10 protein-coding genes are annotated in these 14,998 nt (G+C 43.8%); 4 read left to right on the top strand and 6 right to left on the bottom strand.

Going from position 1 to position 14,998, the window contains the following annotated elements:
• Positions 1-97 precede the first annotated feature (97 nt).
• Complete coding sequence (locus GSQ19_RS10915; RefSeq protein WP_011317978.1) at positions 98-448, bottom strand: NHLP leader peptide family RiPP precursor; 351 nt, start codon at positions 446-448, stop codon at positions 98-100.
• Positions 449-721: 273 nt separating this feature from the next.
• On the opposite strand from GSQ19_RS10915, the gene GSQ19_RS10910 reads away from it, so the two are divergent.
• The 3 genes from GSQ19_RS10910 (at position 722) to GSQ19_RS10900 (ending at position 7,427) form a co-directional block, all read left to right on the top strand.
• A complete protein-coding gene (locus GSQ19_RS10910) occupies positions 722-2,167 on the top strand; it encodes an NHLP bacteriocin system secretion protein (protein ID WP_011317977.1) in 1,446 nt (481 codons plus the stop codon).
• Complete coding sequence (locus GSQ19_RS10905) at positions 2,154-4,400, top strand: NHLP family bacteriocin export ABC transporter peptidase/permease/ATPase subunit (RefSeq protein ID WP_011317976.1); 2,247 nt, start codon at positions 2,154-2,156, stop codon at positions 4,398-4,400. Before GSQ19_RS10910 ends, GSQ19_RS10905 begins: the two co-directional genes overlap by 14 nt.
• A 165-nt stretch (positions 4,401-4,565) precedes the next feature.
• Positions 4,566-7,427 (top strand): NHLP bacteriocin export ABC transporter permease/ATPase subunit, encoded by a 2,862-nt coding sequence (locus GSQ19_RS10900; RefSeq protein ID WP_011317975.1) that lies wholly within the window; start codon positions 4,566-4,568, stop codon positions 7,425-7,427.
• A 98-nt stretch (positions 7,428-7,525) separates the two neighbouring features.
• Here the strand turns inward: GSQ19_RS10900 and GSQ19_RS10895 are convergent, their stop codons facing one another.
• The gene (locus GSQ19_RS10895) at positions 7,526-7,903 is read right to left on the bottom strand and encodes a hypothetical protein (RefSeq protein ID WP_011317974.1); all 378 of its coding nucleotides are present in this window, start codon (positions 7,901-7,903) and stop codon (positions 7,526-7,528) included.
• A gap of 259 nt (positions 7,904-8,162) precedes the next feature.
• Complete coding sequence (locus GSQ19_RS10890; RefSeq protein WP_011317973.1) at positions 8,163-8,558, bottom strand: ArsR/SmtB family transcription factor; 396 nt, start codon at positions 8,556-8,558, stop codon at positions 8,163-8,165.
• 131 nt (positions 8,559-8,689) lie between these two features.
• On the opposite strand from GSQ19_RS10890, the gene GSQ19_RS10885 reads away from it, so the two are divergent.
• On the top strand, positions 8,690-10,945 hold the full coding sequence (locus GSQ19_RS10885) for a heavy metal translocating P-type ATPase (RefSeq protein WP_011317972.1): 2,256 nt from the start codon (positions 8,690-8,692) through the stop codon (positions 10,943-10,945).
• 173 nt (positions 10,946-11,118) lie between these two features.
• Here the strand turns inward: GSQ19_RS10885 and GSQ19_RS10880 are convergent, their stop codons facing one another.
• The 3 genes from GSQ19_RS10880 to GSQ19_RS10870 are packed head-to-tail and all read right to left on the bottom strand — an operon-like array spanning position 11,119 to position 14,663.
• Complete coding sequence (locus tag GSQ19_RS10880; protein WP_011317971.1) at positions 11,119-12,546, bottom strand: O-antigen ligase family protein; 1,428 nt, start codon at positions 12,544-12,546, stop codon at positions 11,119-11,121.
• Between the two features lie 24 nt (positions 12,547-12,570).
• Positions 12,571-13,518, bottom strand: coding sequence for a glycosyltransferase family 2 protein (locus GSQ19_RS10875; protein WP_011317970.1), 948 nt, complete (start codon positions 13,516-13,518; stop codon positions 12,571-12,573).
• Positions 13,518-14,663 carry a glycosyltransferase family 4 protein gene (locus GSQ19_RS10870; protein WP_011317969.1) on the bottom strand — a complete coding sequence of 382 codons (1,146 nt, stop codon included), beginning with the start codon at positions 14,661-14,663 and terminating at the stop codon, positions 13,518-13,520. The genes GSQ19_RS10875 and GSQ19_RS10870 overlap by 1 nt, the downstream gene beginning before the upstream one ends.
• Between the last annotated feature and the right edge of the window lie 335 nt (positions 14,664-14,998).

The raw sequence follows: 14,998 nt of genomic DNA, 5'->3' as shown, positions 1-14,998 counted from the left end.
CAAAAAGAGAATCCTAGCGAACCACAATATATTCTATTTGCAGTTCACTAAGATAGAATTTATATCTCCAAGTATTAGACATTAAAAGTTACTGAAATCAGGCAATCTCTTGATTAGGAACCGCCAAAAAGACACTGACAAAAACGCTAACGAAAATACCACCGGCGATCGCTTCCAAAGATTCTTCAGTCAATTCACCTTCAAGGGTCACAGGAGCAGGATTCTTGGGAAGAATAAGTTTAATGCTACCTGGCGTTTCCTCAATGATTTCAATGTCAAAACTATCAGGAACTTCGTGTCCACTCTCACGAGCATAAACAGCCTTGGGATTAGTAAGCAACTCTTGTCTAAAAGCTTCATCTTCCCATGCTTTGATAATTAGGCCGCGCTCAAATTCTGAACGTTTAGCAAGAGCCTCAGATATTGCTTGTTTAATTTCCGGAGTCATGCTTAAAACTCTCAAGTAAAGCTAACAGCACAAAGTATATTACTGTTGTTTTTTTAGCTACAATGCACTTTTTTTAGCTAACACTCACGTTTTTCAGGTTTCTATAAAACTAAAAAATTGTTAGTTTTATAGAAAAATCGTGCATTGTTAATAAATATTAGATGCTTTTAAGTTAAAAATAAAAAGTGAATCCTTGCTCAACTGACTCAACGCAACTAAAGTCATGGAATATATAAAAATTTATGAGTGCAAACAACTTTTAAGGCATTCTAAATGTTAGATCAAAAGCGCATTATATTCCGTAAAGAATCCCTAGAGCGTCTATCTTCTCCTGAAAGATTAGACCAACTGATGCAGGTAGTCAGTCCTAAAAGCTGGCTACCTCTTGTGGCGTTGGGTTCTATTGTGGGAGTTGCTTTTATTTGGGGTATTTATGGTAGCATTCCCATCACCGTTGAGGGTCGGGGTGTATTGATTTACCCTAGCAATGTTGTACCGCTACAATCCAAAAGTGCTGGGCAAATCATGGCGCTGAATGTGAAAGTGGGGGATGTGATTAAAAAAGGGCAGGTGTTAGCGACAATTGACCAAGCTGAACTGCGTAAGCGACTGCAACAACAGCGAGGGAAACTAACACAACTGGAGTCACAAGATAAAGCTGTTGGTTCGTTGCAAGGCCGGAGGTTGGAACAAGAGGAGCGATCGCAGCAACAACAGCGTCAGTATCTCCGGCAGCGTATACTAGAATTACAAGCAATCACGCCTTTACTCAAAACCAAAGGTAACACCTCTGTTGGTCAGCAACGTCAAGGCTTACAGCAACGTCTCCAGCAAGCTCAAGCTCTGACTTCTGTGTTTTTACGGAGGATGAAAATTCGCCAAGAATTATTTCAAAAAGAAGGGGCGATTTCCGGGGATGAAGCCCTCAAAGCAGAACAGGAATATCTGCAAAACTTAGAAAAAATCGCTGATATTCAAGCGCAATTAAAAGAACTAGATGTCAAAGAAACTCAACAAGAAAAAGATTATCGGGAAAATCTGACCCTTGTGGCTGACTTGCAATCACAGTTGAAACAATTAGATACTCAACAAGCTTCCGTGGCTCAACAAGATTTAGAAAATGTCACGGCGAGAAATAAAGAAATTCAAGAAGTCAAGCGAGAGATTGGCGCTCTGGAACTACAACTAGGCGATAATAGCCAGATTATTAGTCAACATAGCGGACGCATTTTAGAAATTACCTTGACACCAGGGCAAGTTGTTAACGCAGGTACACGGTTAGCTACCATAGAGGCGGAAAATCCCCAGAGTAAGTTGGTTGGTGTCACCTACTTTCCTGTGGCGGAGGGGAAGAAAATTCAGCCGGGGATGTCTATCCAAATTACTCCCCAAACGGTGAAGCGGGAACGCTTTGGGGGGATTGTGGGTAATGTCACCAGCATTTCTCGCTTCCCGATTACCAAGGAAGCGGCTGCTAATGAAGTAGGTAATTCTGAGGTGCTGGAAGGTTTAGTATCTCAACAGCAAGGATTAATACAAGTATTCTCTCACTTAGAACTAGATGCCAATACACCAAGCGGCTATAAGTGGTCTTCTTCCACAGGGCCGCACCTGAATATTTCTTCTGGAACTACTACCATTGTGAGGGTCAAGGTAGAAGAACGCGCTCCCATCACCTTTGTTTTACCAATCTTGAGGTCTACCAGTGGTATCTACTAAATCTACCGTAGTAACACTGTTTAATCCTTGGCAGTATGTAAAAAAAATACTACTATCTAGAAGGCTGCGAGTAAAAACGCCTACGCTTCTACAAATGGAAGCGGTAGAATGTGGTGCGGCTGCTTTGGGAATTATTCTTGGTTACTACGGTCGAATTGTACCATTGCCACAACTGCGGCGAGACTGCGGAGTTTCCCGCGATGGTAGCAAGGCATCCAATATGGTGAAAGCTGCCAGAACTTATGGTCTAGAGGCTAAAGGCTTTAAAAAAGAACTCAAGCAAGTACAAAAGTTATACCCTCCTTATATCGTCTTTTGGAACTTTAACCATTTTGTTGTGGTAGAGGGATTTGACAAACATCAGGTTTATCTCAATGACCCCGCTACGGGGCCGCGTCATGTATCATTACAGGAATTTGACGAGGGGTATACCGGAATAGTACTGGTGATGGAACCAGGCGCAGAGTTCCAAAAAGGTGGTCGCAAACCCAGCATGATTGCATCTTTGTGGTCACGGCTACAGGGGGCTGAGAGTGCTTTAGTTTACTGCATCGTAGCGGGATTTTTCTTAACAATTATTGGGTTGGTAATTCCCGTATTTAGTCAAATATTTGTCGATGATATTTTGGTGCAGGGGCGGCAGTTATGGCTACGTCCTCTGCTTGTGGCGATGGCGATCGCTGCCATACTGCAAGGATCACTCACATTGCTACGACTACACTACCTACGCCGACTCAAAATTAGACTGGCTGTGGGTATGTCCAGCCGTTTCCTCTGGCATATTCTCCGCTTACCTGTGAGCTTTTATGCCCAAAGATTCGCTGGGGAAATCAGTAACCGCACTAACCTAAATGACCAAGTAGCCGATGTTCTGGCGGGACAATTAGCAACAACCATCATTGATACATTGATGGTGCTTTTTTATGCCTTGGTAATGGTGCAGTATGACTGGGTACTGACCTTACTGGTAGTTAGCTTTGCCGCCATAAATGTCTTAACCTTACGATGGATTTCTCGGCAACGGGTAGACGCTAATCAACGATTAATCCAAGAGTATGGGAAGGCGGCGGGAGTTTCGATTGCTGCGTTGCAAAGTATAGAAACACTCAAAGCCTCAGGGTTAGAGTCTGATTTCTTTTCTCGCTGGTCTGGCTACTACACCAAAGCCCTCAATTCCCAACAGGAACTAGGAATTACTAACCAGACATTCTCTGTCTTACCCACAGTTCTCTCGGCTCTCTCTGCTATGTTGCTCTTGGTAGTCGGCGGTTTCCGAGTGATGGATGGACATCTGAGTATCGGTATGCTCATCGCCTTTCAAGGCTTAATGTCTGGTTTTCAGCAACCCGTCAACAATCTTGTCAACTTTGGTACGACTCTTCAGGAATTAGAGGGGAATTTGATTCGTCTTGATGATGTGTTAGATAACCCGGTGGGGGAGGAGGGTATAGGGGTGCAGGGGTGTGTAGGGGGGGAAATATCATCTCCATTAATATATGCGCTTCCTAAGTTACAGGGGTATGTGGAGTTAAAAAATATCAGTTTTGGCTATAGCCGCTTGGAAGCACCTTTAATAGAAAACTTTAATCTGTCAATTAAGCCAGGACAGCGTGTGGCGTTGGTGGGGGGTAGTGGTTCTGGTAAGTCTACCATTGCCAAACTTGTAAGCGGACTGTATCAACCTTGGACTGGGGAAATCTGCTTTGATAGTCAACCAAGAGAGGAAATTTCTTCACAGCTGCTGACTAACTCTGTGGCGATGGTGGAGCAGGAAATTTTACTGTTTGGTGGTACGGTGAGAGACAATTTAACCCTGTGGGATACTACTGTACCAGATAAAAACCTGATGCGGGCTTGCCAAGATGCCGCGATCGCTGATGTAATTTTCTCAATGTCTGGAGGTTATGATGCCGAACTCATCGAAGGTGCTGCTAATCTCAGTGGTGGTCAACGACAACGCCTAGAAATTGCCCGTGCTTTGGTAAATAACCCGTCTATTCTGGTCATGGATGAAGCCACCAGCGCCTTAGATGCAGAAACAGAAAAAATCATTGACCAAAATCTCCGCCGTCGGGGATGTACCTGTATTATCGTGGCGCATAGATTAAGCACTATCCGCGACTGCGACCAAATCATTGTTCTGGAACGGGGGAAAGTTGTACAGCAAGGTACACACCAAGAACTTTGGCAAGTTGAGGGTGCATATTCGCGTTTGATTCGGACGGAAGGGTAAGAGGTAGGGGAGTAGGGGGCAGGGGAGGCAGGAAGAGAAGTCGCAAGGAGGGTTTCCCTCCGGGCGAACTTCGGGGAAGCAGGGGGAGCAGGGAGAGAAGAAAACTACTGACTACTGACTATTGACTACTGACTACTGACCACCGACTACTGACTATTGACTAATATGAAACTACAGGGGCAAATTTACATAATTAATGGCAATGAACCAATTTTACTCAATGACTCATCGGGGGTTTGGGTGGTTCAGTCTGGTTCTGTGGCGTTGTTTGCAGTCACAGTGAAAGATGGTGTGATTGATGGAACTCGTCGTTATTTATGTAGTATTAGCCAAGGGGAGGCACTTTTTGGCACGGTTCATCAGCAAAGCCAAATGCTCGCGGTTCCTATTGGAGAAGTTGAGTTACTGCTGTTACATCCAGAATGTTTTCGGGAGTTAGGCGCGACAGCTAACGCTTGGATAGAAAATTGGTTAATGCAGCTTGGTAGTGTATTATCTCAGATTCCCACTCCCAAAATTCAGGTAAAAGCTGCGGGACAAGGGCGATTTTCCCTAAATAATGGTCAGACTTTCCAACCAGCAACAGGTGTCAGCTGTTGGGTGGAACTTCAGGAAGGGAATGTGTGTTTTCTGGGGTGTGAGGAATTGAGGTTAACTACGGCTACAACCTTCCCCCTGAATGACAAAATTTGGTTAACAGCAGTCGGGGGAGTGCAACTGACAACTCATAGCTCTAGCGAATACGAAAATCCCGATATACTGCTGGCTGGTTTATCACAATTACATACTCAAATCTTGTCTTGTGTCGCTTTATTGGATGAGCAAGAAGCACAAGCAGAACTGACAAGGTTACAAGAACGTCAACGCCTAAATCGTCGAGTGACAGCAGAGGCTTTAGGGGAACTATCATCCACCCTCAATTCTCAAGACGGGAACTTTTTCCTAGAAGGTACTCCTTTATTGATGGCTGCTGGTGCGGTAGGTAGGGCTATGGGGATAAAAATCCGCCCTCCATTGAGTTCGGAAAATCTCCAGCGAGTGAAGGAGCCGTTGGAAGCCATCGTTCGGGCTTCACGTATCCGTATGCGGCGGGTGTTGTTGCGGGATAATTGGTGGCTTAAAGATGCTGGTGCTTTAGTAGCTTACACCAAAGAGAATCAACCAGTGGCGCTGTTACCTGTTGCTGGAAATCGTTATGAAATGTTTGACCCAGTGAACCATAGCCGAGTGGGGGTAGATGAACGTGTAGCCGCTACACTTGCTCCTATGGCTTATATGTTTTATCGCTCTTTACCGGATAAGGTACTGCAAGCTATAGATATAATTCGGTTTACGCTGCAAGGACATGGACAGGATTTACTACAAATTGTCTTAACTGGTATTTTCATTACCCTTTTGGGGATGATTACACCCTATGCCACTTCAATAATTATAGATAATGCCATCCCTGATAGCGATCGCTCTTTATTATTACAAATTGGTTTAGGTTTACTAGTTGCAGCTTTAGGTACGGGTATATTTCAACTGGCTCAAGGTTTTGCCTTGCTGCGAATGGAAACCTCTGGCGATGCTTCTACTCAGGCTGGTGTCTGGGACAGGTTACTAAATTTACCAGTTTCTTTCTTTCGCCAATACACCACAGGGGACTTACTCTCACGCATTTCCTCTGTCAGTGCTATTCGTCGTCAACTTAGTGGTAAAACTTTAGTTGATTTTATTACCAGTATATTTGCGTTATTTTATTTAGGACAATTATTTTATTACAACTATAGATTAGCCCTGATTGCCGTTGCTAGTGCCGTAGTAGCGATCGCCTTCACAACCATTTCTGGTATGCTCCTATTATCAAAAGTACGCCCCTTGTTGGAAGTGCGGGGCAGTATTTTCGGGCAAACAGTACAGCTAATCAACGGTATTTCTAAACTGCGTATTGCTGGAGCTGAAGAACGCGCTTTTGCCGCTTGGAGTAAAAACTACGCTCGGCAGATTAAGCTGGAATTAAGCACTCAACTGGTAGAAGATTTTGTTGTGCTTTTCAATACAGTCATCCCCATAATTACCTCTGGAGTCCTCTTCTGGTTCACCATCCAGCTATTAGAAGAAGATCAGACTTCCGGTGGTGTCGTTTTTTCTCTGGGTACTTTTCTCGCTTTCAACACAGCCTTTAGCAACTTTACCAGAGGAACCACAAACCTCAGCAATACTGTTACACAAATTTTACAGATTATTCCCCAGTGGCAACGCACACAGCCAATTTTGGCAACCGTACCAGAAGTGAACATCACTAAAGCCGACCCAGGTAAATTGACTGGTAAAATTACTGTAGACCATATGACATTTCGGTATCGTCATGATGGACTACTCACCCTAGATGATATATCTATCTCTGCGGAACCGGGAGAATATATTGCTTTAGTAGGCAGTTCTGGAAGCGGTAAATCAACCATATTGCGATTACTGCTGGGGTTTGAAACGCCCCAAGCCGGAAGTATCTACTACGATGGTCAAGACCTCTCTGGCTTAGATGTGGATGCAGTCAGACGGCAATTAGGTGTTGTATTACAAAATGGTCAACTAAGTTCAGCCTCTATTTTTGAAAATATTGCTGGTGGCGCTCAAATTACCCTAGATGAAGCGTGGGAAGCAGCGCGGATGTCTGGTTTTGCTGATGATATTAAAGCTATGCCTATGCAAATGCACACCGTAGTCAGCGAAGGTGGTGGTAATATTTCTGGAGGACAAAGACAGCGATTACTAATTGCTCGCGCCCTAGCCTTAAAACCCCGGATTTTGCTATTTGATGAAGCTACCAGCGCTCTTGACAACAGAACCCAAGCAATAGTTAGTGAAAGTCTAGATAAATTACAAGTTACCAGAATTGCGATCGCTCACCGACTAAGTACAATTCGCAATGCTCACCGCATCTATGTATTACAAGCAGGTCGGTTAGTACAACAAGGCACTTTTTCAGAGTTAGCAAATGCTGAGGGAATTTTTGCTCAATTGATGGCTCGACAAATGACCTAATTATTTCCTGTGAAGCGAAGATAGGAAAACTTGAGTGTATTTGGTTACAAGAATAGGGTTTTGACTATGACAAAAATAACAACTAGTACTTTTAAAATTTAGTACACCAAGTTGCCAGTACCACGTAATTGCCGCAAAGAATTAATACAGAATGGACAGTCACAGGAAAAGATTCTAATTGCGGCTTCGCTTTCTTCATCAGTAAAATTCAGTTCTGCAACTGTTTCATCAGATGGCTTCGATGAAACTATCATCGATTTAGGTGCAGGAGCAGCCTTGGGATCTCTTTCTGAATCTCGAATACACACAAAATCCTTCATACCGTGAGGATTAGTAATACAAGTACGACCATCATCAGTGTGTATTAATCTCTGGGTCAAGCTAGCATGGGCAGGGTTGATTATCCCTAGTGTAGATACCAAAGATGTAAAAATTGAAGAACTGGCAAACAAGCTGAGTACGAGTTTTCTGTTCATAAACTCCCAGAAATAGTATGACTAAACGTTTAGGTTATGCGATTCACCATCAAATATCAAGTGAACTTTTACAACCCTTAGTTTTGATAATGCCCTTTACAATGAGGTTATTCTACAATTAGATGAATTTTCCGGATAAACTTAGCTTTCTCGCCTGGGGAGTAAAATTATTAAGAAGTATTTTTACCTAAATTAAAGCCTGAAAATGGCTTACGGCTGAATTTGATAAATATAGCCGTAGCCACATGGACTAAGACAATTATTCATCTAAATGTTGCGATAAAGAGCAATATAAATTAACAATGTGATTGTCAGCCAAGCTGTAATAAACATTTTTGCCTTCTCGACGATAACTAACTAAACGCATGGCTTTTAATAATCGCAGTTGATGAGAAACTGCTGATTCTGTCATTTTTGTCAATGCTGCTAAATCGCAAACACACAACTCTTGGGCGAATAAGGCTGATATTAACCGCAGACGATTGGGATCTGCCAGCACTCCAAAGACTTCTGCCATTTGTTGCGCTTTGTCTGGAGCCAAAATTTGAGCTTGAATTGACCGCACATTATCTAGATGTACTAAATGAGTTTCACACTTTGGTGGGTGGGTGTTTTCCAGCAGTGCCAAATCTTTTTTATCTTGCGCCTTGTTCATAAAATTGTTTTTAAATAATGGTTATCACTTTCAATCTTAACTAAAAATAAAGTATTGCACAATTGAATAGTTGTTCAGATGTTGTATTAAGATAGTGATCATTAACCATGTAAACTTTGCGTCAAACGGCTATGACTCAAACTCCTGAATTGAAAACCGAGATTCTGCAAGTGAGTGGTATGGACTGTGGTAGTTGTGCCAAGACCATTGAAGTTGGTTTGCAACAATTAAGCGGTGTCACGGAAGCATCAGTGAGTTTTGCCACTGGTAAAGTCAGGGTGTCTTACAACCAAGAGCATTTGAGTCAGAAGACGATCTGCGATCGCATTCAAGCTTTAGGTTATACAGTAGAACAGAGTTCTCAGGTAGAGTCAGAGCAGAAAACTCATACCTGTGACCATGACCATGATCATCACAATCATCATCATTCCCTAGCCCATGACCATCAGCTTGTGCAGGTAGCTGAGGCTAAAATCCCTGGTATGAATTGTGGTACTGATTCCACAAACTGGAAATTCTGGCTGACTAACCGCCGGGGACAGAGTGTGATTTTGACAGGTATAGGGTTAGGGTTGGGCTTACTGGCACAATATTTAGGATTACCCATTTGGATAGCACGGGCTTTTTATAGTGTTGGTATAGTCATTGCCGGTTATCCCATTGCCAAGGCTGGTTTATTTGAGTTGCGCTTGCGTCGCGCCGATATGAATCTGCTGATGACGATTTCTGTGATTGGCGCAGTAATTTTGGGAGACTGGTTTGAAGCCGCCTTAGTCTTGTTTTTGTTCTCCTTTGGGACGACACTGCAAATTTTTACCTTTGGTCGCACCCGCCACGCCATCAGCGCCTTGATGGATTTGACACCACCTACAGCTACCGTTAGGCGGGGGAATCAGGAAGTTACAGTTCCCGTGGAAAGTGTGCAAGTTGGAGAAATTTTGACAATTCGCCCCGGAGGGCGTATAGCCTTGGATGGCGTAGTTGTTTCTGGTGCAAGTACCATTGACCAATCATCAATTACAGGCGAGTCCATCCCCGAAGATAAACAAAAAGGTGATACCGTCTTTGCGGGAACGGTGAATCAGTCGGGCTTTTTGGAAGTCAAGGTTACCCACACGGCTAATGATACCACTGTGGCTAAAATTATCCATTTAGTAGAACAAGCCCAAGAAAGCCGCGCACCTTCTCAGCAGTGGGTAGATCGGTTTGCAGAAAGATACACACCCATTGTCATTTTCATGGCGATCGCCATTGCTGTAATTCCCCCCTTAGCCTTTGCTCAACCTGGGGACGTTTGGTTTTATCGAGCGCTGGTCATGCTTGTAATTGCTTGTCCCTGTGCCTTAGTGATTTCTACCCCAGTTTCCATCGTCAGCGCCATCGGTGCAGCAACTCGTCAAGGTGTGTTATTTAAGGGCGGTAATGCACTAGAGACAGCCGGACGTTTGACTACCCTGGCTTTTGATAAGACAGGTACGATTACTCAAGGGTTACCTGTTGTACAGCAGATTTATAATTTTGGGGCGGCGAATGCAAACATGGTGTTACAAATTGCCGCTTCCCTAGAACAACACTCTGAACATCCACTAGCCAAGGCGATTGTCACCAAGGCTGATGAATTGGGTATGGAATTGGCAATACCGATTAAATTCACCGCCTTACCAGGTAAAGGGATTCAAGCAAATCTAGGTAAAATATTATACTTAGTTGGTAATCGTCGGCTGTTTTCCGAGCAAGATATTCCCTTATCTGGTGAAGCCGAGTCTCTGCTGACAAAAATCGAACAACAGGGGCAAATTCCCGTACTGGTAGGGACGAAACAAGAATTATTAGGAGCGATCGCCCTCTCAGATGGTATCCGCTTAGAAGCCACAGAAGCCTTACGACAGTTGAAGCGCATGGGATTAAACAGGTTAGTGATGTTAAGTGGCGATCGCACTCCCGTTGCCCAGCAAATTGCCCAACAAGTAGGTATTACAGAATACAGAGCAGAACTATTACCACAAGATAAACTCCAAGAAATTCAACAGTTGCGTCAAACAGGGGTGGTAGGTATGGTTGGGGATGGGATTAACGACACTCCGGCGCTGGCGGCGGCGGATATCAGTTTTGCCGTTGGGGGAATAGATATTGCCCTAGAGACAGCCGATGTAGTCATCGTGGGCAGTGACCTCAGACGACTTGCCTATGCAGTAGACTTAAGCCGTCGCACGGTATCAGTGATTCAGCAGAATGTCATATTTTCCCTAGTCACAAAAGCTTTGTTTTTACTGTTAGGAACCTTTGGATTTGTGGGGTTAGCTGTAGCAGTTTTAGCTGATACAGGAACTTCCTTATTAGTGACTGCAAATGGAATGCGGTTATTCACAACGAAAAAAATAATTTAAGTAGCTAATACACCGCTATAAAAAGGAGTCAGAAGACAGAATTCAGAATTCACAATACTCCACCCATAAAGCGCAAGGTCGGAGCGGCGGCTTCCGCCGTTCCCCGAAGGGGTTGCCGCAGGCATCTGAACTTTGTAAGACAGGGATGGAGTTTAATTTTGAATTTTGAATTGTTATAAATGGTCTCTTATTCTTTGCTGTGCGTGATATTTATGCCCCGCCATAGCCATAGCGATAAAGCTCCAAAGAACCATACCCGGCATCCCCAACATCCCACTATTACCCAATAATGTTGATAACATACCCAGACTAATAGCTCTAGCCGCAGCCATGAAAGAGTCAAAACTATACTCTGAATATTGGAATGCTTGGGTAAACACCATAAATAATGCCAGTAAGTAGAATACACCGCCAAACCAACCCAATGTGAAAAACATATCCAGAATGCCGCTATCAACGACAATCGGTTCTAATACGCCTTTTTCATTCACAATAAAAGTGTTGCCTACTCCATTACCCAAAGCATTAGTTAAAGCACTATTAAGACCATCTTCATAGATTTTCTGTCTGACCCTAGCACTATCATCATCCTCAAGATTAGAAAAAGTTTCAAAGCGAGTGGTGATGGGTTTAGAAAATTGCTCTATTTGTGTTAAAGGAATTACACACAACGCCATAATTAAAATAGTGATAAATAGGCGTAGTTGTAACCGGGTTTTTAATGAAGTTAAAAAAGTTAGAAAAGCTATCAACCATCCTCCCCACAAGGTGCGTACTGTTGTCAGCAAAAAAGCCAAATAACCAGCCGCCGAAGCAGGAAGGCGAATAAAACTTTTATTGGTAAATAATAACAACAAGCCAGCCATCATCATGGCTGCATAAGGTGCGGGGGATGCCATTGTACTCCAAATACGCAGTTTCAGAGGTTCAGGATCACCCATACTAGTTAATTTTGTACTGGTTAACCAAAACAAATCCCATTCAGGAGGGTTGAGAAACTGCACAATTCCATAGATTCCTGTCACCAATACACCCCAGGTAAAGGTACGCTCAATAGTACGGCGATACAAGGGATAGTCACGCCAGTGAACGAATAGATAAAAAGCAAAGGTGATTGGGGTTAACCAATCTAGAAGCCCCCGCGCCGCCGTGAAGGGTGTTGTTTTAATCATGCCTATGAGAAAGCCATAAAACACACCTAGAAAGGCCAGAACAAAGGGTAGACTACCTTGGCGCAACGATTTTGGTAGCTCTTTCAGGAAGGTATGTAATGTTAATAGTGTCACCAAGTATTGCGACACCAACATAAAACGTGTGGGGTCCCAACCACTTTTATAATCAACTACACGAGCTATAAATGGTGTAACAAACCAGATCCACCACGCAAAACCTGTGTAAAGTACGGGGTATCGCACATATAAGAAAGCACCGACAGCGAAGGATATAATTACATAAGCTGTACGGAGAATGCCAGCTGCACCACCGAAAATGCACACGGCTGAGAACAAGACTAGAGATAATATTGCTAGCCAACCCAACAGTGGTTGTTTGCCAAAGCCCAAGTCTGTGGTAGAAGAATTATCTGTAAATATATGATTCACTTCCTACTCTCAACTCTTTTATTTTTAATTTTTAATTTGGGCAAAGCGAATTGAACTTTGCCAGGTTCGCCAACCGCGCCAGCGACCATGCCAAGCTGCTAATAACTTCTGTCCAGCTAATAGGCGATCGCTCGGTAAAAAGCGGAAAAATTGCATCAAACCCATAGCGTCTCTCGTACCCACCAAGGTCGCCCAGAGCAGAAATGTTAATTGTTGAGTTGGTGATAGGTGTTCTAATAAGGCTAATGTTTCGTTGTGGACGGCATTAGTTACAGCCAGATGATTGAAGCTTTGGCGCTGGTCTTCGTCAAATCGCTGGGCTGGATAATGGTTGACTCCGATTTGGGGGTCATAGATAAGCTTCCAACCAGCCCGCTTTAAGGCTAGACAAAAGGCGACCTCGAAGTGAACCTGTGCGCCTGTACCCAGCATCCGTTGATCAAAACGTAATCCGTGGACAGCCGATCGCCGAAAGCTCATGTTAACTCCCTTGAGAACATCCACCTCGCGGGCTTTTCCGATACCTATATGGTGATTACCAATCACTCTGCCAAACCAATGAACCTGACCAACTACTGGGCAAGTACCATCTTCTAGGCGATCGCCATGATATACCCAATCTCGTCCACCAACACCGGCAACTTGTTCATGGGCGAGAAAATGGGTTTCAATTTGTGCTAACCAATTACTATGGGGCGCTGCATCATCATCTGTAAAGGCGATGATATCTCCTTGAGCTATATCTAGTCCTGCATTCATCGCCGCGACTACACCAGGAACACGCACTGTTGTTGTGTGTAATGGTAGAGAATGGGGCGCGATGGTTTCCAGAAATTGCCAAGTCTCCACATCAGTATCTCGAACTACCACCAATACCTCATCAGCTGGTCGAGATTGCTTTTCTAATGACTCCAAGCAGCGTGTTAGGTCTTTGGTACGGCGGTAAGTAGGCACAATAACTGTAATTTTCATTACTGGTGCAACTCCTCGAATAAATCTATATAACGCTGTGCCATATTTGTCCAACTGTGTTGCTCAGCGATGGTGCGAGCAACTTGTCCCATTTGTTGTCTTAAAGTGCGATCGCTTGCTAGCAAAGATAATGCTTGCGCCAAAGCTTCTACATCGTCTGAATCCGCTAAAACTATCCCAGATTCCGGCGTTAACAAATCTGCTGCACCTGTGGAACTAGCAGTAATCACAGGCAAACCAGAAGCCATCGCTTCAATCACCACCAAGCCGAAAGGCTCATAACGTGAAGGGAACACGAAAAAATCTACGGCTTTCATCAGTTCGGGAACATCACGCCGCAGTCCTAAAAAATGTACTCGTTCATCCAATCCCAGGGATTGTGCTAACTGAAGATATGGACTTCCTTCCGTAATTCCCGCAACTGCTAGGTGTAAATCTGGCACATAAACTAAAGCTTTCAGGACTGTATCCAAGTTCTTGCGAGAGATTCTAATATCACCAGCAAATAGAGCTAAAGGGACTCCTGCCGGTAATCCCCATTGTGAACGCTGATTATTTCCCGGTGAAAATTCCTGCAAATCCACACCGTTGACAATTACCCGAATCTTTTCTGGCGCTACACCAATGGCTTGCAAATCTTCAGCCACCCGACTAGAAACTGCCACCACCACCCGCGCCCGGCGAAAAGCCTTTTTTTCCCAACGCGCATTTAAAACGGTGTATAACCACTGGTAAAAATTATAAAAAATCCTGCGTGATTGTCTAGTTTTAGCTGAATTTGACTGAGCCTTACTAGAGGAAAAATTCAACCAAGAACTATGGACAAAATGCACCGCATTCACATCACCAGAGGCATGGGTAATTGCCCCATTAATTTTGATCAAATCAACTTGAGAACGGTGTTTATGCAACCAATTGGCACTGATGAAAGCGAAAATCAAGTTACGGAGTAATTCCGTAGGCCATTGCTTAACAGAAATAGCAACCCAATTAACTTGCTCATTCTGTTGTAATTCTGGAGCTACTTGACTAGCTAACAAAATGACATGATGACCACGGCGAATTGCTTCTTGGGCAATTTCATAATTAACCCGTCCTTGACCATCACCTTTAATTACATTATGTGTAACGATACTTAATCTCACAATATAAATATCCTCTAGTAGTTCACCAACCCAAAATTGCTGGGCTAGGGCAAGCAGGGGGAGCAGGGGAAGCAGAGAGAGCAGGGGGAGAAAGAGATTTTTTTTGCTGCTATTAACCTTGCAAAGTTCTCTTGGCAGACTACTAGATTTCTCCCCCCCTGATGGGTGTAGGGGTGTAAGGGTTTAGAGGTTTAGGGGTGTAGGGGTGTAAGGATTTAGGGATTTAGGGATTTAGGGGTGTAGGGGTGTAGGGATTGATAAAACTATTATTCTTTCGTTAGTACGATAGTCACCACTCATCACTCGAATAAAAACCTACACCTGTCGGCTCCCCT

Origin of the sequence: Trichormus variabilis 0441, from assembly GCF_009856605.1 — a bacterium.
GTDB lineage: Bacteria > Cyanobacteriota > Cyanobacteriia > Cyanobacteriales > Nostocaceae > Trichormus > Trichormus variabilis.
The sequence above is the reverse complement of the archived record's forward strand: the minus strand, read 5'-3'. Positions and strand labels throughout refer to the sequence as shown.

Coding starts and splice junctions, on each gene's coding strand:
- GSQ19_RS10875 (WP_011317970.1), bottom strand. CDS start 13,518: ATGAAAATTACAGTTATTGTGCCTACTTACCGCCGTACCAAAGACCTA.
- GSQ19_RS10915 (WP_011317978.1), bottom strand. CDS start 448: ATGACTCCGGAAATTAAACAAGCAATATCTGAGGCTCTTGCTAAACGT.
- GSQ19_RS10890 (WP_011317973.1), bottom strand. CDS start 8,558: ATGAACAAGGCGCAAGATAAAAAAGATTTGGCACTGCTGGAAAACACC.
- GSQ19_RS10895 (WP_011317974.1), bottom strand. CDS start 7,903: ATGAACAGAAAACTCGTACTCAGCTTGTTTGCCAGTTCTTCAATTTTT.
- GSQ19_RS10885 (WP_011317972.1), top strand. CDS start 8,690: ATGACTCAAACTCCTGAATTGAAAACCGAGATTCTGCAAGTGAGTGGT.
- GSQ19_RS10900 (WP_011317975.1), top strand. CDS start 4,566: ATGAAACTACAGGGGCAAATTTACATAATTAATGGCAATGAACCAATT.
- GSQ19_RS10910 (WP_011317977.1), top strand. CDS start 722: ATGTTAGATCAAAAGCGCATTATATTCCGTAAAGAATCCCTAGAGCGT.